Here is a 24,945-nt window from a genome sequence, read left to right as displayed (position 1 = left end):
CGGCGCGGTCAAGGAAACAGGACCCGTTGTAAAATTTCCGGCAGACTTCCGCAGTTGACCCCAGCCAGGCCATGGATATGACCAAACCTTTCTCCCTCGATGAGTCCGCTTTCCGCAAGATCCTGATGCGCAACGTTGCGCTGCCCCTAGGGGTAGGCGTCATCAGCGTTATGGTATTCGCCGCGCTGCTCAGCTATCTGATGTCGGTCATAGGTTGGGTGGATCACACCGACCGGGTGATCAATAACGCCAACGAGGCAGTCAAGCTCTCCATCGACATGGAAACCGGCATGCGCGGGTTCCTGCTGACCGGCGATGAGCACTTCCTCGACCCTTATGAAGTGGCGAAGCCGCGTATCCGCTCGGAACTCGAGGGGCTCAAGCAACTGGTATCGGACAACCCCGCGCAGGTCGATCGGGCCACCCGGCTGGAGGCGTTGCAGGACTCCTGGAACCAGTTCGGCGCCGAGATGATCGCCATGCGCCGGCAAGGCCTGGATTACCGAAGCGCCGTGCAAGCCGGGCGGGGCAAGCGCCTGACGGACGAGATCCGCACCGAGTTCGACGCGTTCGTGGCCATGGAGCAGCAATTGCGGATCCAGCGCAGCGAGGAGGTCACCCGCACGACCTGGCTGGCGGTGATCCTGTATTTCACCTTCGTGCTTGTGCTCAGCGGCTTGCTCGCGTATCGCGGCCGCCGCGACCTGCTTAACCTGTCGGACCAGTACGGTGACATCCTCGAAGCGCAGAATCGCAGCGCCGAGCGCCTGGAGGCCCAGGCCTGGCTGCGCACCGGGCAGACCGAGCTTGCCGAGCAAGTGCTGGGGCAACTGACCGTGCAAACCCTGGGCAATAACGTGCTGAAGTTCTTTTCCCAGTACCTGGGCTGCGTGCTCGGCGCACTTTACGTACGCGATGAGCAGAGCAACCTGCGCAGGGTTTCGACCTATGGATTCTCGCGCGAGCAGGAAGGTCGCGACCATGTAGTGCGCGGCGCGGACGGTATCGTCGGGCAAGTAGCGCAGCAGGGGCGGCTGCATCGCCTCGACGCGGTGCCGGAAAATTACTTCAAGGTCAGCTCCGGCCTGGGTGAAGGGTTGCCTAGAAGCGTGGTCGTTGTGCCGGCGCTCAATGACGGACAAGTCAACGCGGTCATCGAGCTGGGCTTCCTGCGCCCGCTGGGCGAGCGGGACATAGCGTTCCTCGACCTGATCGCCGGCAACGTCGGTACCTCGGTGGAGGCCGCACGTTACCGTCAGCGCTTGCAGGAAGTGCTTGCCGAGACCCAGCAACTCAACGAAGAGCTGCAGGTGCAGCAGGAAGAACTCAAGACTGCCAACGAGGAGCTCGAAGAGCAGTCGCGGGTGTTGAAAGAGTCCCAGGCGTACTTGGAAACCCAGCAAGCGGAGCTGGAGCAAACCAACGAACAGCTCGCTGAACGCACCGATGCCCTGGCCAGCCAGCGCGATGCCCTGGAGCAGGCACAGATCCAGCTCGAGGAGCGGGCCGATGAACTGCAGCGCTCGAGCCGCTACAAGTCCGAATTCCTCGCCAACATGTCCCACGAGCTGCGCACGCCGCTCAATAGCTCGCTGATCCTGGCCAAACTGCTGGCCGAAAACCCAGAGGGCAACCTCAGCGCCGACCAGGTCAAGTTTGCCGAGTCCATCTATTCGGCGGGCAACGACCTGCTGAACCTGATCAACGACATTCTGGACATTTCCAAGGTGGAGGCGGGCAAGCTCGACGTTCGCCCGGAAAACACCAATGTGCAACGCCTGGCCGATAGCTTGCGGGTGCTGTTCCAGCCATTGGCCTCCAACAAAGGGATCGACTTCCAGGTACGGGTCGACGATCAGGCGCCCAAGGCGTTGTTCACCGACCGCCAGCGCGTCGAACAGATCGTCAAGAACCTGCTGTCCAACGCGCTGAAATTCACCGAACAGGGCCAGGTCAGCCTGACCATCGCTCGCGAGGGCGAGAACAACATTGCCTTCATCGTTCGCGATTCCGGCATAGGCATCGCCCCAGACCAGCAGCAGATCATCTTCGAAGCCTTCCGCCAGGCCGATGGCACTACCAGCCGCCGTTACGGGGGTACTGGCCTGGGGCTGTCGATTTCTCGTGACCTGGCGGCGCTGCTCGGCGGCGCGATCAGCGTGACCAGTGCCCTCGGCCAGGGCAGCACCTTCACCCTGGTGCTCCCGGAAAACTACGAGCCTGGGGCGGTGCACACCAGCGGTGCCCCGCGAATCGTCGCCAACGCCATGCCGGCCGTGGCTGCAGCGCCCGCGCCGGTGGCCAAGCCCATTCCGGCGTCTTCCACGGTGCGTATCGCAAGCTTCCCCGATGACCGCGAGCTAGCACCTTCGGGCCAGCGTTGCATCCTGGTGATCGAAGATGAACCAAGCTTCGCCCGGATCCTTTACGACCTCGCCAACGAGCTGGACTACCGCTGCCTGGTAGCGCACGGCGCCGACGAGGGCTTCAACCTCGCCGAGCAGTTCGTGCCGGATGCGATCCTGCTGGATATGCGCCTGCCCGACCATTCGGGCCTGACGGTGCTGCAGCGGCTCAAGGAACAGCCGGCCACGCGGCATATTCCGGTGCATGTGATTTCGGTCGAAGACCGCGTCGAAGCCGCGATGCACATGGGTGCCGTTGGGTACGCGGTCAAGCCTACGTCCCGCGAAGAGCTCAAGTCTGTGTTCGCGCGCCTGGAGGCCAAGCTGACGCAGAAGCTCAAGCACATCCTGCTGGTCGAGGATGACGACCTGCAGCGCGACAGCATCGCCCGCCTGATCGGCGACGAGGATATTGAAATCACCGCGGTGGGCTTTGCCCAGGAGGCGCTGGACCTGCTGCGGGAGAACATCTACGACTGCATGATCATCGACCTGAAACTTCCAGACATGCTCGGCAACGATTTGCTCAAGCGCATGTCTACGGATGAGATTCGGTCGTTCCCGCCAGTCATCGTGTACACCGGGCGCAACCTCACCCGCGAAGAAGAAGCCGAGCTGCTCAAGTATTCCCGCTCGATCATCATCAAGGGGGCGCGCTCGCCAGAACGGTTGCTCGATGAGGTGACCCTGTTCCTGCACAAGGTTGAATCGCAGCTGTCCCATGAGCGGCAAAAGATGCTCAAGACGGCCCGCAGCCGGGACAAGGTGTTCGAGGGTCGCAAGATCCTGGTGGTCGACGACGACGTGCGCAATATCTTCGCGCTGACCAGCGCGCTGGAGCAAAAGGGCGCCGTGGTGGAGATCGGCCGTAATGGTCGGGAGGCCATCGACCGGCTCAATACGGTCGAGGAGATCGACCTGGTGCTGATGGATGTGATGATGCCTGAGATGGACGGCTTCGAAGCCACCCGGGAAATCCGCAAGGACCCTCGCTGGCGCAAGCTGCCGATCATTGCGGTTACCGCCAAGGCGATGAAGGACGACCAGGAGCGCTGCCTCAATGCCGGCGCCAACGATTACCTGGCCAAGCCCATCGAGCTTGACCGGCTGTTTTCCCTGATACGCGTGTGGTTGCCACAACTGGAGCGGATTTGAGTGTGCAAGACCTACAGGATCGCCCTACCGGTGCGGCGTCGATGACCGTCGAGCGAACCCTGGATATCGAGATCCGGCTGCTGATCGAGGCGATTTACCTTAAGTACAGCTACGACTTTCGTGATTATTCCGGCGCGTCCATCAAGCGCCGGGTGCTTCATGCGGTACGTCAGTTCGAGTGCCGGAACGTGTCTGCCTTGCAGGAGCGCGTTCTCCACGAGCCGGGGATCTTTACCGAGTTGCTGCAGTGCCTGACGATTCCGGTCAGTGAAATGTTCCGGGACCCGGAGCATTTCCTCGCCATTCGCCGGGACGTGGTGCCGTTGCTGAAAACCTACCCGTCGCTGAAGTTATGGATCGCCGGCTGCAGCACCGGGGAAGAGGTGTACTCCCTGGCGATCCTGCTGCGTGAGGAAGGGCTACTGGAGCGCACGCTTATCTATGCGACCGATATCAACCCGACCTCACTGGAGCGCGCCAAGCAGGGGATCTATTCGCTGGAAGCCATCCGTACCTATACGGAGAACTACCACCGGGCCGGCGGCAAACGCAGCTTCTCCGACTACTACACCGCCGCGTACGACCACGCGATCCTCGACAGCACCCTGCGCGAGAACGTGACCTTTGCCGACCATAGCCTGGCCACGGACAGCGTGTTTTCCGAGACGCACATGATCACCTGCCGCAACGTATTGATTTACTTCAATAAAAACCTGCAGGATCGGGCCTTTGGGCTGTTCCATGAATCGCTTTGCCACCGCGGTTTCCTGATGCTTGGGGCGAAGGAAACCATGGACTTTTCTGCTTATGCCGACCGCTTTGAAACGCTGTCCCGGCAGGAGCGGATCTATCGAAAACTATGAAAGGGCCGCGGCCATGAGGCATGCCTGTGAAGCAGTGGTGCTCGGTGCGTCAGCCGGAGGGGTCGAGGCCTTGCTAACGGTATTCAGCGCCCTGCCGGCTGCCTTCAGCCTGCCGGTGGTTGCCATTCTGCACCTGCCTGAAGGGCGCCAGAGCGAACTCTCGACGGTGTTCGAGCGTCGGCTGCGGCGCCCGGTGCGCGAGGCTCAGGACAAGGCCGTGATGGAGCGCGGGATCATCTATGTAGCGGGGCCCAGCTATCACCTGTCCATCGAGCGCGACCATAGTTTTTCACTGAGCCTGGAGCCGCGCGTGCACTTTTCCCGGCCGTCGATCGACGTATTGTTCGACTCTGCCGCCGACGCCTATGGCGCGGGGCTGGCCGGTGTGCTGATGACCGGGGCCAGCCAGGATGGCGCCAGTGGCTTGGCCGCGATCCAGCAGGCCGGTGGCCTGACGGTGGTGCAAGACCCGGCCGAGGCCAAGGTTGCCACCATGCCCCAGGCGGCCCTCGAATTGCTGCAGCCCGATCATATCCTTACCTTGCATGGCATCGGCGAGCTGCTCGCTGATCTGGAAACTGGCAAATGTTAAGTCAAAGCCCCGCCAAGCTGCTCATCGTCGACGACCTGCCGGAAAACCTCCTGGCACTGGAGGCGTTGATCAGCCGAGGCGATCGCGAAGTGTATAAAGCGCTCTCCGCGGACGAAGCGCTGTCATTGTTGCTGCAACACGAATTCGCCCTGGCCATCCTCGACGTCCAGATGCCCGGCATGAACGGGTTCGAACTGGCCGAGCTGATGCGCAGCACGGAAAAAACCAAACACATTCCGATCGTGTTCGTGTCCGCCGCCGGCCGCGAACTCAATTACGCCTTCAAGGGCTATGAAACCGGGGCGGTGGACTTTCTGCAAAAGCCGCTGGATACCCTGGCGGTGAAGAGCAAGGTCACCGTGTTCGTGGACCTCTACCGCCAGCGCAAAACCCTCAATGAGCAGCTTGAAGCGCTGGAGCGTAGCCGCAAGCAGCAAGAAGCCTTGCTCGAACGTCTGCAGGCCACCCAGCACGAACTCGAGCACGCCGTGCGCATGCGCGACGACTTCATGTCCGTGGTGTCCCATGAGGTCCGCACGCCCCTCAACGGCTTGATCCTAGAAACCCAGCTGCGCAAGATGCACGTCGCCAAGGGCAACGCCAGCGCCTTCACGCTGGACAAGATGCGCGGGATGGTCGAGCGCGACGAGCGGCAGATCCAAAGCCTGATCCGCTTGATCGAAGACATGCTCGACGTCTCCCGCATCCGTACCGGCAAGCTGTCGATTCGCCCCGGCCGCTTTGACCTGACGCAACTGGTCGGCAACGTGGTCGACCGCTTCATGCCTCAGGCGGCCAATGCCGGCATGTCCATCGAATTCAGCGCCGGGGAGCCGGTGGCGGGAGACTGGGACGAGTTTCGCATCGAGCAGGTGGTCGCCAACCTGCTAACCAACGCGCTGCGCTATGGCGGCAAAGGCGCTATCGAGGTATCCGTGGAGGCGGGGCCAGAGTGGGCGTGCGTGCATGTGCGCGATCACGGCGTGGGCATCAGCGAGGAAGATCAGCGACGGATCTTCCTGCAGTTCGAGCGTGCATCGAACCGCCATGGCATCGCGGGCCTTGGGCTGGGCTTGTTCATTTCCGAGCAGATCGTCTCGGCCCATGGCGGGCGCATAACCGTACAAAGCCAGCTGGGAGAGGGGGCGCTGTTCAGCGTTCATCTACCTCGCCGGGCATGCCCCGCTCAATGACGCAACCTCTTCCGGCGCCCGAGGTCACATGGGCAGCCCAACAAAATACGGTATAGGCAACAAGATGAGCGGAGACGCGCAAGACGTAGTGCTGATCGTCGAGGACGACGACATTATCCGGCAGCTGCTGCATGACCACTTGCAGGACCAGGGTTACCACGTGCTGGAGGCAGAGAACGGGGTCAAGGCCTTCGAAATCCTGGCGACCAAGCCGCACCTGGACCTGATGATCACAGATTTTCAGCTGCAAGGGCCGTTCTCGGGCGTGGACATCGCCGAGCCCGCGGTGAAGCTGCGGCCAGACCTGAAGGTCATCTTTATCAGCGGTTACCCGATGGAAATCCGCGAATGCATTCATCCCATCGCGAAAACCGCAACCATCGTGGCAAAGCCATTCCTGTTCGATGACCTGAACAAGGCCATTCTGCGAGAGCTCGTTTAAGGCGGGCTCAAGCCCGGGGGAAGTACATTTCCACGCGGCTGCCACGCCCTGTTTCGCTGCGCAGCGTGACGTGCCCGCCCGATTGGCGCGCAAACCCATAGACCATGGATAACCCGAGGCCCGTGCCAAGGCCCACGGGTTTAGTGGTGAAGAAGGGGTCAAACGCGCGTTCCAGGGTGTCATGGCTCATGCCGCAACCGTCGTCCTGTACTGCGATAACGACATAGTCCCCAGCTGCCAACGCCAGGCTCAGCCCGGGCTCGTCGTCTTCGATCGTGCGGTTGGCCGTTTCAATCAACAGCCGGCCACCATTAGGCATCGCATCCCCTGCGTTGATCACCAGGTTGAGCAGCGCGCTTTCGAGTTGGCTCGGATCCAGGCAGGCAAGCCAGAGTTCACCGGCCGGGCGGAACTGCAGTGCAATCTTGCCATTGAGGCTGCGCCCCAGCAGCCCGAGCGCCGCTTCTATCAGGCCGTTGACGTCCAGCACGCGGGCGTCGAGGGTTTGCCGGCGGGCGAACGCCAGCAAGCGGTGTGTGAGCTGGGAGGCGCGCTGGGTCGAATTCACGGCTACATCCAGCAAGCTATCGAGCCTGGCATGTTGGCCGTTGGCAACGCGACGCCGAATCATCTCGAGGCCGCCCATGATGCCGGTGAGCAGGTTGTTGAAGTCCTGGGCGATACCGCCGGTTAGGCGGCCAACCGCTTCCAGGCGGGTGGGCGATTCGCAACAGTCGCCTTGCCCGGCCGTGCCTTCAGGGCACTGGGCGCGCAGCTTGTCGCGAAGGGCATACTGCTTGAGCCGGCTGTTGAGGCTTGATTCGATCAACACTTCCAGCGAGGCAGGGTGGTAGGGCCGCTGCAGCAGGCGCACGTTCCCAAAGGCCAGCAATGAGGGAGGGGGTGGCAAGCGTCGACCGCCAGTCGCTGCAGTCAGTACCAGAACGGGCAGGTCCGACCAATGGGGTTGGGTTTCAAGCCAAGCCTGCATCGGCGCGAGGTCGCCGCAGGCCAGCGTCTCGCTGGTGGTGATAACCAGGTCGGCCCCGCGTTCCAGTGCAGGGTAAAGTTCTCCCGGCTCGATCAACTGGTAATCGCGACCCTGGCCGCTGTCAAGCAACGCGCAGAGTTGCTCGCGGTCCAGGCCAGGTAACGCACAGACCACAATGCCGGTTGCGCCAGCGGCAAACGCCCCAACGCCGTCGAGTGGTCGCGGGCCCTGGGTTTCGCGCCAGGCGCGGCCGCTCTGTGGTTTTGCTGTCATCACCGTTGCCGTCCCCATCCGTGCGTCGACTCACCACGCCGCGGCTTTGCCACGGCATTCAAGCTCACTCCCGTAGCTACTGGACCACGCGCGGCGCTCAGGGTTCAGCCAGCAGCGTGTTGTCCATCCCTTTACAAGCCTTGCTGCAAAGCGGGGTCGTCAGGGTTCTGCTGTTCAAGCTCCGCCAGCAGCACCTGAACGTTTTGCAACTGCCCGGCTTCTTTCCAGTACTCGATCAGCCGCAACCTGGCTTGGCGGTTCGCCGGCTGACGCCTTACCAGTTGGTCCAACTGAGCCTGGGCGGCCTCCGGTTGCTCCAGGCTATGCAGGCTGGTGGCGAGGTCGAAACGATAGCCCGCGGCGTCTGGTGCCAGCTCCACTGCACGGGCCAGGGCGAGCAGGGCGTATTCTTCCTGCCCATGGGCCAGCAGCCAGATGCCCAGTTCGTGCTGCAGAAAGGCGTCGTCAGGGTGCTCTCGCAGCGGCTCGGCCAGGGCTTCCCGAGCCTCGTCCGGCTGCCCCAGCCGATCCAGCGCCTGGGCCAGCAGCACCCTGGCTTGCAGGGCGTTCGGGCGTAGCTGCAGCACACGTTGGGCCGCCGTTGCCGCCTGCCGCGCGGCTCCTTCATGCAAACGCAAGCGGGCGAGCTCGAGCTGGGCGGTGTAGTCGCCAGGAGTGTCCTCGAGCCGCTGACTGTACGCCCCCAGCACTTCGTGGAGCCTGGCGAAATACACGCCCACGTCATCCGGGTTCAGCTCGAGCAGTGCCCGCGCGGCATGAGTGCGTATCGCCTCATCGGCGTCGTCCAGCAGCGGCCCGAGCAGCTCGGCTCGCGCCGCCCCCTCTGTCATGCCCGTCAAGGCGTCCATTGCCCCATGCCGCACAGCAGGCTCGGCGTTGTGGAGGTCGGCGGTCGCAAACCCCAGCGCACGGGCGCTAGGGTAATCGGGCAGCGACGGGTACAAGGCAGCACGGCTGGTGGCGGGCAGATCGTCCCGGGCGAGCTGTTGGTAGAGCAAGCGAGCCGCGCCAGGCGCGCCCGCCTGAGCCGCGCTCAACGCCTGCTGATAGCTGTGCTCGGGCAACGTGGGGGCGGCGGGCGGCAAGGGGCGGCTGAAATACCATGCCGCGGCGCCTAGCAAGAGGATGAAACAGGCGATCAACAGTGGGCGTAATGCGCGGGTCATGCGAATGTCCGCAAATGCAGGGCGCACAGCTTCGGGTACAAGCCTCGGCGAGTCAAACCGAGGCTGCCCCAGCAAGCTTCAGAAAATGTAATCGGTGCTGAGAAAGCCCGAGCTACGGGCCTGGATGATCTCGCTGACCAGCGCCTTGTTGGCTTCGTTGAAGCGCGTGGCCACCAGTGTGCGAATGGAAAAACTGCGAAGCGCATCGTGGACCGACAGCGTGCCCTCGGCCGAATCCTTGCGGCCGTTGAACGGGTACTGGTCCGGGCCCCGCTGACACTGGGCATTGAGGTTGATCCGCCCAACCTGGTTGGCGAAGGTATCGACCAGCCGGCCGAGCAGCAGCGGATCCTTGCCGAACAGGCTCAGTTGCTGCCCGTAGTTGGCATCGAGGACGTACTCGATGACCTGCTCGATATCGCTGAACGGCACCACCGGCACCAGGGGGCCGAATTGTTCTTCGTCGTAGACCCGCATGCCGGCGGCAACCGGATACAACACGGCAGGGTAGAAGAACGATGCCCGAACTGTCCCCCCGCCTGGGTTGACCACCTGGGCACCCTGAGCGAGCGCATCGGTGACCAGCCCCGACAGGTAGTCAACCTTACCCGGCTCCGGCAGCGGTGTGAGCGATACACCCGGTTCCCACGGCATGCCCGGTGCCAGGCCGGCCAGGCGCTCGTTGAAGCGGGCCAGGAAGGCATCGGCGATGCTTTGATGGACGAAGAGAATCTTCAGGGCCGTGCAGCGCTGCCCGTTGAACGACAGCGTACCGGTGATGCATTCGTTCACGGCGTTTTCCAGGTCGGCATCGGCCAGCACGATCCCTGGGTTCTTCGCGTCCAGGCCCAGGGCCGAGCGCAAGCGGTGGGGCTTGGGATGGAGCTTTTTCAGTTCGCTGGCTGCTTTGTGCGTGCCGATGAAGGCGAAGATATCCACCTTGCCGCTCGCCATCAGTGCACTGACCGTTTCCCGGCCACTGCCGTAGATCACGTTGATGACGCCGGGCGGGAAGCTGTCACGGAAGGCCGTCAGCAACGGGCGGATCAACAGCACTCCGAACTTCGCCGGCTTGAACACCACGGTGTTGCCCATGATCAGCGCGGGAATCAGCGTGGTGAAGGTTTCGTTGAGCGGGTAGTTGTAAGGGCCCATGCACAATGCCACGCCCAGCGGTACCCGGCGGATTTGCCCGAGGGTGTCCTGCTCGAGCTCGAAGCGGCTGGAGCGCCGGTCCAGTGCCTTGAGGGCATTGATGGTGTCGACGATGTAGTCGCAGGTGCGGTCGAACTCCTTCTCGGAGTCCTTCAGGTTCTTGCCGATTTCCCACATCAGTAGCTTGACCACCGCCCCGCGCTGCTCGCGCATGCGCTGCAGGAAGCCCTCCACGTGACGGATACGCTCGGCGACCCGCATCATCGGCCAGGCGCCACGGCCTTTGTCATAGGCGCGCACCGCTGCATCCAGTGCCTGCATGGCAGCGTCTGCACTCAAGCGTGGCGTGCTCCCCAGCTCGACCGGCTGATCGCCTTGCGCAGTGGCGAAGCATATTGGGCTCAGCACCTTGGCCAGTGGCCCGCCCCACTGTTCGAAGCGGCCATCGACCAGATACTCCTTTTGCACCTGCGGCTCGCCGAACCGCCAGGCTTCAGGAACCTCCTCAGGCGTGGGGAAAAGCCGCGGCAGCAAATGGGCCTCGCTCATGGATACCTCCGATCAGGGCAAAAAGCAGACTGTAGCAGCCCTGGCCGGGCTCGCCAGCCGAGCCGAGATAGAGGTGTTCACTGGCCGGCTAATGCCGTGCCGCCAATAACCGGCCCAGCGCACTCTGCCCACCGCGCCAGCCTTGAGCGGCGGCGATCACCACCACCACCAGGCAGGCGGCCGTGCCCAGGGCGAAGGCCAGCCAGGCGCGGCCACCGGCGACCAGGTAAAGCCCCACCCCGGTGGCCAACGCCTCGGCCAGGGCCCAGGTCAGCGTCAGCACTGCCATGGCGAAAGCCGGCCGGCCGGGGAAAATACTGAGGGCCATGACCTGATACAGCGGCCCGAAGATCATCTCGGCCAGGGTAAGCAACAGCACCGCCATTAGCGCGGCGGTAGGAGCGGCACCTGCGTGGAACAACGCCAATACCCCGGCGGCCATCGCGGCGTTAGCGCCGGCCACCAGCCAGCCGCGGCGCATGCCACCGAGCAACCGGGTCAAGGGCAACTGCAAGATCACGATCAAGCCGCTGCTGAGGGCGAACCACAGGCCGATGGCCTCTGGGTCCAGCCGTTCCCTGGCATGCAGCGGAAACACGTTATAGAACTGGCTGAAGGCGAAGAACGACAGCGCATTGACCAGTAGAAACAGCGCCACCGTCACTGGCCTGGCGTGCGCTGCTGCCTGGGCGCGCTTAGGCCGGCCCGCCTCGGCTTCGGCCGGGCCGAGTAGCACACACAACGCTGCCGTGGCCAGGCAATAAAGAAGGGGAAACGCCAGGTAGTGTTCCGGCAGATGCTTGAGTACCAGTGCCGACGCATAGGGGGTTATGCCCGCGCTGAGGTTCAGCGCAACGTTTTCCAGTGAGAAGGCTTTTACCTGATCGGTGCCCGCATGGCCGGCCGCGATATACGTAAGCTGCGCCAGCGACGCCAACGAATGCCCTAGGCCGAACAGGCAAACCAGGGGCAGCCAGGCGGCCATTGCATACTCCCCTTGGCGGTGTAGCAGGTATAACCCGGCCACCGACAGCGCGATCAGCCCCTGGGTGGCCCACAGCAGCAGGCGAAAGTCTGCCCGGCCCACCCAGCGCACGAACAGCAGCGAGCCGGCCCGATTGGTCAAGGCGATGCTGGCACCCAATACACTGATCGCGCCCGCCGAAAACGGTGCCTGGCCATCCAGCCAGACCGCGAAGAATGAAAACAGCAGGCTCCAGCTGCCCCAGGTGGTGAAGCGGATGAGGTAAATAGCCATCAATGGATCAGTCCAGGCTGTAAGCGGGGAGGGCGGGGCCGCGGTCCGTATGCAGGCGAAGCGCGCGCAAGCCGTCCAGCACATCCGCCTCGCGCCCGCTGAACATGCCGACCCAGGCGTAATCAGACGTGCCTATTGGCGGCACGACGGCGCCATCCCGGGCGAAGCGGGTATGCCGGGCCAGGTGCGGGCCCAATTCGATGCCGGTCAATACCGCCTGTTCGGCCAGCCCGTACCAAACGCCCAGCGTGGGCGTGAGGTCGTGACAGCAGGCCGACAATCGTGGGCAAAAGCCCGGCAGCGGCAGCAATAGCACATGGGCCAGTAGCTCTGCGGGAAGCACGCCGCAGGCCAGTGCTATCTGCTCCAGCACGGTCGCCCCGCCGATGCGCCCGGCATTGGTATCGATCAGGTGAATGCCGGCGGGGCCCACGATGCACTCACAGTGGAACCAACCGTCGCGATAGCCGCCGCGGCTGAACAGTTGCTCGATGCCGCTCCACCCCTGCGCCAGATGTTCGGGGGCAATGCCCTGGGCAGGAAATCGATTGGCTACCTCGGTGAGCCCGATCCGCGAGCGCCGGGACACCCCCATCCGGTGCAGTGCGCCCCCCTGCATAAAGCCTTCGAAGCTGACCAGCAGGCCCTCGAGGCAAGGCTGCATCAGCCACTGCTCGGCATTGATATGAAAGTACCGCGCCAGGTGGACCCTTACACGGCCCACCGCACCGGGGCCGCTGGCAATGCGGCCCACGGCTTCGCCACCGGAACAGCACGCGGGCTTGATTACCCAGTCGCTACCCGGGTGTTCGAGCACCTCGGCCAGGCTGTCCGGATTGCACGCGGTAAAGGGATAGCTCGGCGGCGACAACGCCTGCGCGCAAGTGGCGGCCGTGCCCTTATCGCTCAAGCGAACCGCGGCGGGCCCTGGGTAGTCCCAGCCGTGCTCCAGGGCCAGGGCTTGAACCAGGGGCATCAACTCGTCGAACAGGGTAGTGACCGCGCAAATTTCCTCGCGCAGCTGGGCGTGGTCGTTGAGATAGCGACTGACCGCCTGGCGCTCAAGCGCCACGCTGTGAAAACGCGCGGGCGAATAGGTGGCCCAGGTGTCGCCGGGGCGGCTGCGCTTGTCGCCCATCACCACAGGCTCCAATCCAAAGGGCGCCAAGGCTTGTTCCAGGTATTTGAGAGCGACGTTGCCGATGCCCAGGATCAGCAATTTGTTGTTGGCCATCTGTCAGTTTGACTCCTGTGAGCGAAACAGCACGCCGCTGACCTGCGGGGTAAAGAGCTCGGGTTGCAGCGACACCCGGGCAATCACCAGATGCTCGTTGAGCAGGCCCAGGTAGATGCACGCGCCTTGGGCGAGCAACCGGTCACGCAGGGTTTCACCGGCCTGTGGGCTGCTCAGTGCAAGGGTCATGAAGTTGGTGGCGCAAGCAAAGAAGGGCACGCCCGCCGCTTGTGCCAGTTCGGCAAAGCGGCCCCGCAGGGCCTGGTTCGCGGCGATCATCAAGCGCTGGTGGGCCGTGTCCTCCAAGGCTTCCCGCGCCAACTGCTGGGCGACCGTACCCACTGAGTAATGCACCCGTGCTTGGTTGGCGACGGCCAGCAACGACGGCGGCGCGATCGCATAACCGACGCGCAAGCCGGCCAGCCCGAACCCTTTGGAGAAGCTGCGCAGCCGGACCACATTCGGCAGCGGTTGGGCGCAGTGATGGCCGCCGAATGCCTCATAGGCCTCGTCGAGAATCAGCAAGGTGCCGGCGGGCAGCGAGCGGGCGAAGGCTGCCACCGCCTGCGCGGAATGCTCACTGCCGGTGGGGTTGTCCGGGTTGGCCAGGTAGACCACGCGCGCCCGATACACCCGGGCCTGGGCCGCCAGGGCGGCAAGGTCCGCGCGGGGAATGCCGCCTTCCAGGGAGTAGTTGACCGGCCGCAAGCGCAGCCCCAGGGAACGGGCAAAGTAGCCGGCGGTAGGGTAGGTGCCCGCCGACGCCAGCACTACGCTTCCAGGGTCGCTGAAAGCCCTGAGAAACAGAAAGATCAACGCGTCGGCACCGGCATCGACCAGAATGTCCTCGACGTTCAGCCCGTGGCGGGCGGCTATGGCCTGCCGCAGCTCGAAGGCGCAGGGGTCGGGGTAACGCCGGGCGTGTTCGAGCAGTGGTTGGCCATACCGCTCCGTAAGGGCTTCGCTGTAGAGCGGCATGGCCTCGTTGGCACTTAGCCGCGCGGTGATAGCCGTGCCCGTGCTTCTTTCCAGTGCGGCGATACCGGGAAATGGATTGCCGTGCTCCAGCTGACGCAGTTGGCGGGCTGGGCGAGGGGTTGGGTGAGTCATAACAGGTTCCGGTGCTGGCCGCTGATCAGAAGGGTTTTGAGGCAGCTGGCGGCTTTCCTGCGCAGTTCTGGCAGGGCCTTGTCCGAATAAAACGCCACGTGAGGAGACCACAGCACCTCCGGTGCGAGCATGGCCGGTGGCGGAGGGGCGGTTTCGTCGGCATAGACGTCCAGTGCCACACCGGCCAGTTGCCCGGCGGCTACGGCGGCGGCCAAGGCGTGTGGTTCGATCAGCCCGCCGCGAGCCGTGTTCACCAGGTACTTACCCGCTAGCCGGCGCAGTTCGGCCTGGCCGAGCAGGTGGGTGGTACGCAGCGTGAGCGGCAGGTGCAGGCTGACCAGGTCAGCTTCGTCGAGCAGCGCATCGAGGGTCTCGCACCGGCCCGTGCCCAGGCTTTTCTCCCAACCGCTGTCGCGGTAAGGGTCGTAGAACACGACCCGGCAACCAAAGGCCAGGAATCGCCTGGCCACTGCCGCGCCTATCCGGCCCAGGCCGATCAGGCCTATGGTCAGGTCGCTGAGCCGCGGCAATGGGCCGAGGTCGCGCCAATCCCAGCTACCCCCACGCACCGCCGCATCGGCGCGAGGCAGGCGGCGCAGCAGCGCCAGTGCCAGGGCAAGGGTATGGTCGGCGACTTCTTCGGTGCCGTAGTCCGGGACGTTGGCTATTGCGATCCGGTGCAGCCGGGCGGCGATCAGGTCGATGTTGTCGACCCCGACCGCTGCGCGAACGATGGCGCGGCAGCGGTTGAACCGGGCCAGGGCATGGGCAGGGAGGTCGACCAAATGCCAGCAGATCACCCCATCGCACGCCAGCGCCGAGGCGGGCAACGCCGCCACGGAGTCGGCATGCACAAGCGTAACCTCGATCCCAGGGCCGAAAACCTCGGCCTCGATGTCGGGCGCGGTCACATAGCTGTTGCGAGAGGAGTCGAGCACGAGGATCTTCGCGCCGTTCAGCTTGCCGGGCGTCACTGCGGGAACACGCATGCTTGGCCCTTCCAGTTGGTGAAATGGATGGCTTCGTTGCCCTCGGCGTCGGTCTCGATGCGGGTGGGCGGGCCACCCAGCTCCAGGGGCAGCGTGTGCTTGCCGGTCACGTGGGGGATGACGAACTCGGGCACCGCGAGGTTGGAAATGCGGCGTTTGAGTTGCCGCAGCAAACTGATCGCTTCGCTGGCCGGAGCGGCATAACGGGAATGACCGGGTGAGAACGGCATGAACTGATACAGGTAGTGAGGGGTGACTCCGCCCCGGTATAGCCCCATGCAAAGGTCCCGCAGGGTCTGCAGGTGGTTATTCACCCCCGCCAGGAACGGGATGTTGGCGAAGAGCAAGGGAACGGCGCGCTGTAATGCGCGCACGGCGGTAAAAAAGGCGTCGGTCAGCTCTCGCGGGTGCGCCACGTGCAGGCCGACCGCGGTGACCTGATGGCGGGCCAGGGTGCTGGCCAAGGCTTGGGTGATCCGGAACGGGTTGAACGTCAGCGCCCGGGTGTGCAAGCGGATGACGATGTCGGGGCGTACCGCGCGAATGCTTTGCAGCATCGCGTCCAGGCGTGCGTCGGAGAGCATCAGCGGCTCGCCGCCACTGAGAATGACCTCCTCCACCTCGGGGTGCGCCTCCAGATAATCGAGCGTCGCTTGCCACTCGCTCTTTTTCAGGCCTGGCTTTGGCGAGCGGATTTCCAGCGTGCGCAAGGCTTCGTAGCAAAACTGGCAATAGGCATGGCACACATTGGCCGCTCGCACGATCACCCGGTTGTCGTATTTGTGCTGGCAAATACCGGTGACCATTTCGTGGTCCAGCTCCCAGTTTTCGGTAGTGCCGTCGTACTCGAACGGGCTTGGGGCCGCGAACTCCGGAATCAACTGGGCCCAGAGCGGATCCTGTTCGAGGGGGCGCTGGGCGGCATCCGTTTGGATCAGCCCCAGGCTGTATGGCGTGAGCGATACCCGGCGGGTGTCCAGCGCGTTGCGCAAGGCTTCGAGGCGGCTGCTGCAGGCAAGGCCCGGAAACGCGCCCACCAGCTCCTCTAGCGTGGTTACGCTGTTTTGCTGCTGCCACTTCCAGTCGGACCAGCAGGGTAAACGGGTGACTTCGCTCATCTCGCCTCCTTGAGTGTCCAAGCGTGCCCCGCAGGGCATGGGGCGATCATAGGGGGCTGGTCCGGTCGTGGGCCTCACGGTGGCCGGGATAGACGCGCTAACTGTTAGCGCCCGTGGCCTAACACTGAGGGGTAGGGACCTTTTTCCCCGGCAAGGGGTTATGGTCGCGGCGATGGGGCGCTACAGTCCGGTGGCGTCCAGCAAGCGAAACGGCGAGGCAATGGTCCCTATAGGTAGTCGCGAGGGCCCCGCGCAGCGGGCCTTTCGAGAAATCAGCAAGGCGCTGGCGAACGGCACGGTACGGCCCGGCGAGCAGTTGCCTTCCATCCGCCAGTGGGCGGCACGCCCCGGCCTGAGCTTCCACGGCGTGGTGCGCGCCTATGAACGGCTCGAGGCCCTTGGCCTGGTCGTGGCGAACCCAGGGCGGGGGTATTTCGCGGTGGCCCAGGCGCAGCCGCCAGTGGCGCCCGTGGCGGTGCCCAAGCCTGCGCGGGTGAAGCGGCCAAGTACCGAACTGGACCCGTTCTGGGCGTTCTTCCAGGCCCCCGGCGAGTCGATGAAGCTGGGCTGTGGTTGGTTGCCAGCCGACTGGACCGATACTCACTCGCTGGCCCGGGTCATTCGCCGTACGGCCAACTTCGCCCGCAGTTCACTGGTGGAGTATGGGGACCCTGCCGGTTATCTGCCGCTGCGCGAGGCGCTGGCCCGCCACCTTTGCGGGCGTTTGGGCGTACCGGTGGCCCCGGCGAACATCCTCACCACGCTGGGCGCGACCCAGGCCCTGGACTTGCTGATCAGGCTGTTGGTCCAGCCGGGCGACCGGGTACTGGTGGACGACCCCTGTAACAGCAGCCTGGTGCAACTGCTTCGCCTGCGCGGGGCGCAGGTGTTGGGTGTGCCACGCCTGGGCGAGGGGCCTGACATCGAAGCGGTAGGCAGCCATTTGCGCGCAGGCCCGGTGCGGGCCTTCTTTATCAACGCGCGGCTACATAACCCTACCGGGACCTCGCTCGGCCCGCGGCAGGCGTGCGCCTTGCTCAAGTTGAGTGCTGACCACGGCATGCTGATCATCGAGGATGATGTTTACGGGGATTTTTCTTCCGAAGGTGGTCATCGCCTGGCCAGCCTCGAAGGCATGGCGAACGTGATTTACGTGGGCAGCTTTTCCAAGACCCTGTCGGCGAACCTGCGGGTTGGTTATGTGGTGGCGCAGGCCGAGTGCGTGGCCCGGCTCGCCGACCTGAAACTGCTCACCTGCGTGGCCGTGCCCAGCTTCTGCGAGCGATTTCTCGGCGCCATCCTGGCCGATGGTAGCTATGAGCGGCACTTGCGCCAGGTCCGCCGCCGCTTGCAAACCGCCCAGGCGCAGGCGCAACAGGCGCTGCAAGGGTGGGGCTGGGAGCTCTATCACCTCCCGTGCGAAGGCATGTTCCTCTGGGTTCGGCATTCCCGCTTGCCGACCACGGCGGCGTTTATCGAAGCGGCGGCGCAGCAGCGCGTGCTGTTGGCTCCCGGCAGGCTGTTCAGTGCAAGCGGGGCAGATACACCCTGGCTGCGGATCAACGTGGCCCATTTCGACCCCGTTCGGGCCCGAGCGCTGTTTGGCCTGGCGGGATGTTCGTCGCAATCCAGCGCTAAAACGCACAAGCTGGTTTAACCTTCCAGACACGCCAGCGGGCCCGGCCGCCCCAGGCTGTCATGGAGGTGGTGATGGATGAGACCCAAGCTTGTGAGGCGCTATCGGCCCTCTGCCAGCGGCTCGCCAGGGAACCGGTGCTCGCCCTGACCGGTGCCGGCATCAGTACGGCGTCGGGTATTCCCGATTACCGCGACACCGAAGGCGTTCGGCGTGGCAACGCCCCGATGATGCATCAGGAATTCGTCAATTCACTTTCTGCGCGCAAACGGTACTGGGCACGGGCGATGGTCGGTTGGCACGGGGTCGACGATGCGCTCCCGAACCCGGCTCACCAGGCGTTGGCACGGCTGCAGGCGGCTGGGCTGATCACGTCAGTGATCACGCAGAACGTCGATGGCCTGCACGAGCGTGCCGGCAGCACCGAGGTCATCGAGCTGCACGGCAATCTGCACCGAGTGGTGTGCCTGGATTGCGCTAAAACGCTGCCGCGCGCCACCATGCAAGCCGCCCTGGAAGCGGCCAACCCGTCTTTGCAGGAGGTACGCGCGGTGCTGGCACCCGATGGCGACGCCCATTTGGCGGCGACCTTCCTCGAGCAGTTCAACCTGCCGCGCTGCCCGGTGTGCGGCGGCGACCGGCTCAAGCCGGATGTGGTGTTCTTCGGTGACGGGGTTGCTCCGCCCACTGCCCGCGCCGCCTGGGAGGCGACCGAGCGGGCCGCCGCGATGCTGGTGGTGGGATCGTCACTGATGGCCTATTCGAGTTATCGTTTGTGTCTGGAAATGTCTCGCCAGGGCAAGCCTCTGTTGGCCATCAACCTGGGGCGAACCCGGGCTGACGCCTTGCTCGCCCTGAAGGTGCGCCAGCCCTGCGAGGGCGCCTTGCCCTGGCTCGCCGATCAGCTGGGCGTCGCCTGAGCTTCCCGGAGCCGCGGCTCGGCTTCGATAGGAATGACCCCATCCTTCATCCCCAGCAGAACCGCCACCTTATGGGCCTCGCCGCGTCGCCCCTTCTTGCGGCCAGACAACACCTGGTAGGTGGTTGCGGCGTCGACGCCATGCTCCCGAGCGAATTGTTGAACCGATTTCCCCTGACGATCCAGCCAAGCTCTTGCTTGTGCGGCAGTCCGTATACCGTGCATAGTTCAAGTCCGTTTCGTTTGATTTAACAGTGTTGGAGTCAACACCCCTTTGGGTGTTTCGGGAAGGATTATACATTCAAATGACTGGAATTGGTTCTCGCATCCGCGAGGAGCGCGAGCGCATGAAACTGACCCAGCGGGCTTTTGGGGAGATTGGCGGGGTGGAACCCAATGCCCAGGGCAAATATGAAAGCGGCGAGCGCTGGCCCAAGGCAGACTATCTCGCCGCGGTAGCGCAAAAGGGTGTCGACGTGCTGTATGTATTGACCGGCGAGCGCATGGCACAGCCCGCCGATCAGCTCGGCGCGGACGAGGCCCAGCTACTGGCCAGCTATCGGGCATTGCCTCAGGCCGCTCGCCAGGCCTTTGCCGGCATGGCCGACGCGGTGGCGGCCATCGCCCCGGTGAAGATGCCCGACGGCAAGCGCCGCCGTTAAATGCTGGCCGCTGTTTTCGTTTAACCCTAGGTTCGTGCCACCGAACTTTGTTAATGTACCGTCCTGAATGTAAAGCGTAACGAGAGGTGTCTGCTTGATTAGGGTGCTAGTGGTCGACGATCACGATCTGGTACGCACAGGCATTACTCGAATGCTGTCTGATATCGACGGGCTTCAAGTGGTTGGCCAGGCGGAATCCGGGGAAGAAGCGCTAAAGGCGGCGCGGGATCTCAAGCCCGACGTAGTCCTGATGGACGTGAAAATGCCCGGCATCGGAGGCCTGGAGGCCACCCGCAAGATGCTGCGCAGCCATCCGGACGTAAAAGTGGTGGTGGTGACGGTTTGCGAGGAGGACCCGTTCCCCACGCGCCTGTTGCAGGCCGGGGCAGCGGGCTACCTGACCAAGGGCGCCGGGTTGACCGAAATGGTCCAGGCCATACGGCTGGTGTTCGCCGGGCAGCGGTACATCAGCCCGCAGATTGCCCAGCAGCTGGCGCTCAAGTCCTTCCAGCCGCAAACCACGGCGTCCCCCTTCGATCTGTTGTCCGAGCGGGAAATCCAGATCGCGCTCATGATCGTTGGCTGCCAGAAGGTGCAGAATATTTCCGATCGGCTTTGCCTGTCGCCCAAGACGGTCAATACCTACCGGTATCGCATCTTCGAAAAGCTTTCCATCACCAGTGACGTCGAGCTGACCTTACTGGCCGTTCGCCACGGCATGGTTGACGCTAACGCGTAAAAATGACCCAGATTTTCGATCCGGCCGCCTTTCTCGCGACCTGCAGCGGCCACCCCGGCGTCTATCGGATGTTCGACGAGGGCGGCCGCCTGTTGTACGTGGGCAAGGCCCGCAACCTGAAAAAACGCCTTGCCAGCTACTTTCGCAAAACCGGCCTGGCGCCGAAGACGGCTGCCCTGGTAGGGCATATCGCCCAGGTCGAAACCACCATCACGGGCAACGAAACCGAGGCCCTGCTGCTCGAGCAGACCCTGATCAAAGAGTGGCGGCCGCCGTACAACATCCTGTTGCGCGACGACAAATCCTACCCGTATGTGTACCTCTCGGACGCCGAGTTTCCCCGGTTGAGCATTCATCGCGGGGCGAAGAAGGGCAAAGGCCGGTATTTCGGCCCTTATCCCAGCGCGGGTGCCATCCGTGAGAGCCTGAGCCTGTTGCAGAAAACCTTCCAGGTGCGCCAGTGCGAGGATAGTTATTTCAAGAACCGTACCCGGCCGTGCCTGCAGTATCAGATCAAGCGCTGCAAGGCGCCCTGCGTGCGCGCGGTGGAAACCCCTGAATACGCCGAAGACGTGCGCCATTCGATCATGTTCCTGGAAGGGCGCAGCCATCAGCTCACCAACGAGCTGTCGCAGACCATGGAGCGCGCGGCCATGGACCTGGACTTCGAGAAAGCGGCGGAGCTGCGCGACCAGATCGGTGTGCTGCGGCGGGTCCAGGACCAGCAGAGCATGGAAGGCGGCACCGGCGACGTGGACGTCATTGCCGCCTTCGTCAATCCAGGCGGCGCCTGCGTTCACCTGATCAGCGTGCGCGGCGGTCGGGTATTGGGTAGTAAGAATTTCTTTCCACAGGTAGGTATCGAGGAAGAACTCGACGAGGTCATGTCGGCGTTTCTGTCCCAGTACTACCTGGGTAGCTCCGAGCGCGAGCTGCCGACGGAGATCATTGTCAACACCTTGCCCGAGGACATCGAAGCGCTGGTGGATGCGGTAGACACCTTGCGTGGGCGGGAGCTTGCGGTCAGCCATCGCGTTCGCGGCACGCGCGCGCGCTGGCAACAGCTGGCGGTGACTAACGCCGAGCAGGCGCTGGCTGCGCGCTTGGCCAACCGCCAGCATGTGACGGCTCGTTTCGACGCCCTTGCCGACGTGCTTGGCCTGGACGAGCCACCCCAGCGGCTGGAGTGCTATGACATCAGCCATTCCAGCGGCGAGGCGACGGTCGCCTCCTGTGTGGTGTTTGGCCCCGAAGGGCCGATCAAGTCCGATTACCGCCGCTATAACATCGAAGGGGTAACCGCCGGCGACGACTATGCCGCCATGCATCAGGCGCTGACCCGCCGTTTCGGCAAGATCAAGAACGGCGAGGGCAAGCTGCCGGACGTGCTGCTGGTGGACGGCGGCAAGGGGCAACTGAACATGGCCCGCGAGGTGCTGCAAACCCTCGAGGTGCCGGAGCTGATCCTGATCGGCGTGGCCAAGGGGGTGACCCGCAAGGCCGGTTTCGAAACCCTGTACCTCAACGACGCCAGCAACGAGTTCACCCTCAAGGCAGACTCGCCCGCGTTGCACCTGATTCAGCAGATTCGCGACGAGGCGCACCGTTTCGCCATCACCGGGCACCGTGCGCGGCGCGGCAAGGCGCGGAAAACCTCCACGCTCGAGGGGATCGACGGGGTAGGGCCGAAGCGCCGCCGCGACCTGCTCAAGCACTTTGGTGGCCTGCAGGAACTCGCCAGGGCGAGCGTCGACGAAATCGCCAAGGCGCCCGGGATCAGCAAAAAGCTGGCCGAGTCGATTTATGCGAACCTGCACAGCGAGTAGAATGGCCGTTCAACCTGCTGCCAGTCGTGCCGATGAATATTCCTAATATCCTTACCGTCCTACGCGTCGCGCTGATTCCGATCTTCATCCTGCTGTTTTATCTTCCCTATCACTGGAGCTATCTGGCGGCCAGCAGCGTATTTGCCGTGGCGGCCGCAACGGACTGGCTGGATGGCTACCTGGCGCGGCGCCTGGAGCAGAGCACTCCCTTCGGCGCCTTCCTGGACCCGGTTGCCGACAAGCTGATGGTGGCGGTCGCGCTGGTGCTGCTGGTGCAGGCTCACGCCAACATGTGGCTGACCCTCCCCGCCGCAGTGATCATCGGCCGCGAAATCGTGGTCTCCGCGTTGCGGGAATGGATGGCCGAACTCGGCGCTCGGGCGCAAGTGGCCGTCTCCAGCCTGGGTAAGTGGAAAACCGCCGCCCAGATGGTTGCGCTGATCATCCTGCTGGGCAATCCACCGGCCCTTACTTTCATCGTGCTGGTTGGCTACGCCTTGTTGCTGATCTCTGCGGCGCTTACCCTCTGGTCGATGGTCAATTACCTGCGCGCCGCGCTACCTCACCTGAGCACTAATGTTAAAAAATAAAAGGTTTTTTGAATCAAAGGCTTGACGAGCCTTGCCGATTAGATAGAATGGCGCCCGTCAACACGACGCGGGAATAGCTCAGTTGGTAGAGCACGACCTTGCCAAGGTCGGGGTCGCGAGTTCGAGTCTCGTTTCCCGCTCCAGTTTTAACACTGGGCAGTTGTTTGCCAGGTGTTTTGAGGCCGAGTAGCAAAGTGGTTATGCTGCGGATTGCAAATCCGCCTACGCCGGTTCGATTCCGACCTCGGCCTCCATTATTGAAGCCCCGTAAATCAGCGATTTACGGGGCTTTTCTTATTCAGGCTTGCGAGAAATCATTTCCGCAATTCGAAAGCGGTTCCGCATCCCCCTCGTTATCAGAAGCCCCACGGATCAATGGTCTGCGGTTTTTTTGTTTTCCTGATCGGCGCAAGGCGCCTGTGCAGCCCATGGGCATAGGCGGTGCTATTTGCCCCCAACGGTACTGGGCGATGGCGGGGCACGACGCAAGGGGAGTTTGCGTTTAAAGGTGCGATGGGTGGAATGCCTGCGGCTCACCTATCCGGCGCCAAATCCACCGGCAATACCAACTGCTCCCCTTGGTTTCGCGCGTTTCCAACCGCTCCGCCCACTGGGAACCAGGTAAACGCCTCGCTGGCCGTGCCCAACTCTCCGGCAATCACCTCGGCTCGTTGCTGGGTGGTCGCGGGGTTCACCCATTCCCGAGCCAGGTCAGGATCGAGCACGATCGGACGCCGGTCATGGATGTCGAGTAGGCCGCCCATGGCATCGGCCGTCAGGATCACGAATCCTTCACCTTCGAGGCCGATCCCGGCGAAGAACATCGGCTCTCCGGACTTCAAGCGGATGAAATAAGGCTGCTTACGTTTCGGCGACGCGGGCTCCACCACCCACTCATACCAGCCTGCCGCAGGCACCAGCAGCCGGTTTGGCCAGGCATCGCGAAAGAAACCGCCAGAAGATACCGTCTCCACCCGCGCGTTGATCGCAGGTGGCCGTTTGCCCTGGGCCCAAAACGGCTGCCATCCCCATTCCAACGCCGAAATCAGTATTCCCTCGCCAGTGCCTCGGAAGACGTTAACCATCGCCGTTGGGGCGATGTTGTAGCGCTCCAGAGGCACGCCATCGTAGCCGCTGGCGGGCGTGACCCCGAGCCAGTCGACATAATCCGCCAGGCTTCGATCTTGTACAAACCTTCCACACACGGCTGCCACCTACCGTTTTGCCAGCATTGCCTTATTGACCATCGACTCGCCAAAAAGGTTAACAATGTGTAAATGCAGGTAGGCAGTGTTGCCCCTATGTTTACCCTCCTAGGCCACTGTTTGCGGGTTCTGCTCGTTTGCCGGCGTATGCCTTTCGCGGGCCGGCTGCTTTTCCCTCCCTGGCGACCGACCATCTCGAGCCACCTCGAGCAAGCCGGTTCCTTGGACGAGTTGTTCAAGTTACGCCTGCCGCACATCTATCTGGTGCGCATCGAGGGCGGCAGGTCGGTGCGGGCATCTTCAGCGCGGACCTGGTGATCACGGACCGCGGGCCGGAACTGGCTCATGGGCGAATCGTGATCGCGACCAAATGGCGAGCCGGTGGGCAGGCGGCTGCACCGGCGGGCAGGAACCTCGCATTGCCCTGCGAGAACCGCCGGTTCCTGCCGCGCTATGTCTTCGATGGCGATGAGTTGCGGTTCCGGGGCGTGGTGGCGCTCAGTGCGCGCAGCCATGACCCAAAAAGCTTGAGCCCATCTTCGCACTGATCGATTGGAACGGCTCTACGCCAGCCGCGGGCGGGTATTCCGCTCGCAGCTGGCGCATACGCGTATGGTGGCGCTGAGCAACAACGATCTGAGTGGAAGCCGACTGTTAGTAACACTCAACGTTCGGCCTCAGGTCAGCATGAGCGATTCGACCAGCGGCAACCGGGTCGGGATGCGGCCTGTCACTACCGGCTACCGACGATCCCATAGCGGCCCCTTAGCATTGGGATTGCCCAGAAGCGGCCAGACTATTCACCTTGTGAAAGCGGACACACCTTTTACAACCTAGGCGCTCGCTCAACGCGA

General features: G+C 63.5%; 21 protein-coding genes and 2 tRNA genes. 13 read left to right on the top strand and 10 right to left on the bottom strand.

Annotated features, from left to right (window positions below; all coding sequences use genetic code 11):
- Positions 1-77: 77 nt before the first annotated feature.
- The 5 genes from OGL93_RS15820 to OGL93_RS15800 all read left to right on the top strand — a co-directional run bounded on the left by OGL93_RS15820 (position 78) and on the right by OGL93_RS15800 (position 6,650).
- A complete protein-coding gene (locus OGL93_RS15820; RefSeq protein ID WP_263263755.1) occupies positions 78-3,560 on the top strand; it encodes a response regulator in 3,483 nt (1,160 codons plus the stop codon).
- 41 nt (positions 3,561-3,601) lie between these two features.
- Positions 3,602-4,423: a protein-glutamate O-methyltransferase CheR gene (locus OGL93_RS15815; protein ID WP_263263850.1), complete on the top strand. Its 822-nt coding sequence runs from the start codon at positions 3,602-3,604 to the stop codon at positions 4,421-4,423.
- A gap of 13 nt (positions 4,424-4,436) precedes the next feature.
- Positions 4,437-5,015: a chemotaxis protein CheB gene (locus tag OGL93_RS15810; protein WP_263263754.1), complete on the top strand. Its 579-nt coding sequence runs from the start codon at positions 4,437-4,439 to the stop codon at positions 5,013-5,015.
- On the top strand, positions 5,009-6,208 hold the full coding sequence (locus OGL93_RS15805) for a hybrid sensor histidine kinase/response regulator (RefSeq protein ID WP_263263753.1): 1,200 nt from the start codon (positions 5,009-5,011) through the stop codon (positions 6,206-6,208). Before OGL93_RS15810 ends, OGL93_RS15805 begins: the two co-directional genes overlap by 7 nt.
- Positions 6,209-6,272: 64 nt before the next feature.
- Positions 6,273-6,650, top strand: coding sequence for a response regulator (locus OGL93_RS15800; RefSeq protein WP_263263752.1), 378 nt, complete (start codon positions 6,273-6,275; stop codon positions 6,648-6,650).
- A gap of 7 nt (positions 6,651-6,657) precedes the next feature.
- Here OGL93_RS15800 and OGL93_RS15795 read toward each other — a convergent pair whose 3' ends face one another.
- The 8 genes from OGL93_RS15795 to OGL93_RS15760 form a co-directional block, all read right to left on the bottom strand.
- Positions 6,658-7,914 (bottom strand): ATP-binding protein, encoded by a 1,257-nt coding sequence (locus OGL93_RS15795; protein ID WP_263263751.1) that lies wholly within the window; start codon positions 7,912-7,914, stop codon positions 6,658-6,660.
- A gap of 131 nt (positions 7,915-8,045) precedes the next feature.
- Positions 8,046-9,101: a tetratricopeptide repeat protein gene (locus OGL93_RS15790; RefSeq protein ID WP_263263750.1), complete on the bottom strand. Its 1,056-nt coding sequence runs from the start codon at positions 9,099-9,101 to the stop codon at positions 8,046-8,048.
- Positions 9,102-9,179: 78 nt separating this feature from the next.
- Complete coding sequence (locus OGL93_RS15785; RefSeq protein ID WP_263263749.1) at positions 9,180-10,805, bottom strand: NADP-dependent glyceraldehyde-3-phosphate dehydrogenase; 1,626 nt, start codon at positions 10,803-10,805, stop codon at positions 9,180-9,182.
- 88 nt (positions 10,806-10,893) lie between these two features.
- Positions 10,894-12,063: an MFS transporter gene (locus OGL93_RS15780; protein WP_263263748.1), complete on the bottom strand. Its 1,170-nt coding sequence runs from the start codon at positions 12,061-12,063 to the stop codon at positions 10,894-10,896.
- 7 nt (positions 12,064-12,070) lie between these two features.
- On the bottom strand, positions 12,071-13,297 hold the full coding sequence (locus OGL93_RS15775) for a hypothetical protein (protein WP_263263747.1): 1,227 nt from the start codon (positions 13,295-13,297) through the stop codon (positions 12,071-12,073).
- Positions 13,298-13,300: 3 nt separating this feature from the next.
- Entirely contained in the window at positions 13,301-14,407 is a 1,107-nt protein-coding gene (locus tag OGL93_RS15770) for an aminotransferase class I/II-fold pyridoxal phosphate-dependent enzyme (protein WP_263263746.1), read from the bottom strand.
- Positions 14,404-15,396, bottom strand: coding sequence for an NAD(P)-dependent oxidoreductase (locus tag OGL93_RS15765; RefSeq protein WP_263263745.1), 993 nt, complete (start codon positions 15,394-15,396; stop codon positions 14,404-14,406). Before OGL93_RS15765 ends, OGL93_RS15770 begins: the two co-directional genes overlap by 4 nt.
- The gene (locus OGL93_RS15760; RefSeq protein ID WP_263263744.1) at positions 15,378-16,514 is read right to left on the bottom strand and encodes a radical SAM protein; all 1,137 of its coding nucleotides are present in this window, start codon (positions 16,512-16,514) and stop codon (positions 15,378-15,380) included. The genes OGL93_RS15765 and OGL93_RS15760 overlap by 19 nt, the downstream gene beginning before the upstream one ends.
- 172 nt (positions 16,515-16,686) lie before the next feature.
- Between OGL93_RS15760 and OGL93_RS15755 the strand changes: the two genes are divergently transcribed.
- Positions 16,687-18,171: a PLP-dependent aminotransferase family protein gene (locus OGL93_RS15755; protein WP_263263743.1), complete on the top strand. Its 1,485-nt coding sequence runs from the start codon at positions 16,687-16,689 to the stop codon at positions 18,169-18,171.
- 53 nt (positions 18,172-18,224) lie between these two features.
- Positions 18,225-19,070, top strand: a complete 846-nt coding sequence (locus OGL93_RS15750; RefSeq protein WP_263263742.1) for an NAD-dependent protein deacetylase — start codon at positions 18,225-18,227, stop codon at positions 19,068-19,070.
- On the opposite strand, the gene OGL93_RS15745 is transcribed toward OGL93_RS15750, so the two are convergent.
- On the bottom strand, positions 19,052-19,294 hold the full coding sequence (locus OGL93_RS15745) for a DNA-binding protein (RefSeq protein WP_263263741.1): 243 nt from the start codon (positions 19,292-19,294) through the stop codon (positions 19,052-19,054). The genes OGL93_RS15750 and OGL93_RS15745 overlap by 19 nt on opposite strands.
- 80 nt (positions 19,295-19,374) lie before the next feature.
- Here OGL93_RS15745 and OGL93_RS15740 point away from each other — a divergent pair, with 80 nt between their 5' ends.
- The 6 genes from OGL93_RS15740 to OGL93_RS15715 all read left to right on the top strand — a co-directional run bounded on the left by OGL93_RS15740 (position 19,375) and on the right by OGL93_RS15715 (position 23,140).
- A complete protein-coding gene (locus OGL93_RS15740) occupies positions 19,375-19,731 on the top strand; it encodes a helix-turn-helix domain-containing protein (RefSeq protein ID WP_263263740.1) in 357 nt (118 codons plus the stop codon).
- A 94-nt stretch (positions 19,732-19,825) separates the two neighbouring features.
- Entirely contained in the window at positions 19,826-20,470 is a 645-nt protein-coding gene (gene uvrY, locus OGL93_RS15735) for a UvrY/SirA/GacA family response regulator transcription factor (protein WP_263263739.1), read from the top strand.
- A gap of 2 nt (positions 20,471-20,472) precedes the next feature.
- A complete protein-coding gene (uvrC, locus tag OGL93_RS15730; RefSeq protein WP_263263738.1) occupies positions 20,473-22,296 on the top strand; it encodes an excinuclease ABC subunit UvrC in 1,824 nt (607 codons plus the stop codon).
- Between the two features lie 32 nt (positions 22,297-22,328).
- Positions 22,329-22,886: a CDP-diacylglycerol--glycerol-3-phosphate 3-phosphatidyltransferase gene (pgsA, locus tag OGL93_RS15725; RefSeq protein ID WP_263263737.1), complete on the top strand. Its 558-nt coding sequence runs from the start codon at positions 22,329-22,331 to the stop codon at positions 22,884-22,886.
- Between the two features lie 67 nt (positions 22,887-22,953).
- Positions 22,954-23,029, top strand: a tRNA-Gly gene (locus OGL93_RS15720).
- A 37-nt stretch (positions 23,030-23,066) separates the two neighbouring features.
- Positions 23,067-23,140 (top strand) — tRNA-Cys (locus OGL93_RS15715).
- Positions 23,141-23,419: 279 nt separating this feature from the next.
- Here the strand turns inward: OGL93_RS15715 and OGL93_RS15710 are convergent.
- A complete protein-coding gene (locus tag OGL93_RS15710) occupies positions 23,420-24,100 on the bottom strand; it encodes an SOS response-associated peptidase family protein (RefSeq protein WP_346659653.1) in 681 nt (226 codons plus the stop codon).
- Between the last annotated feature and the right edge of the window lie 845 nt (positions 24,101-24,945).

Origin of the sequence: Pseudomonas sp. RIT-PI-S (genome assembly GCF_025642975.1) — a bacterium.
Taxonomy (GTDB): domain Bacteria; phylum Pseudomonadota; class Gammaproteobacteria; order Pseudomonadales; family Pseudomonadaceae; genus Aquipseudomonas.
This window is presented reverse-complemented; position numbering and strand designations above follow the sequence as displayed.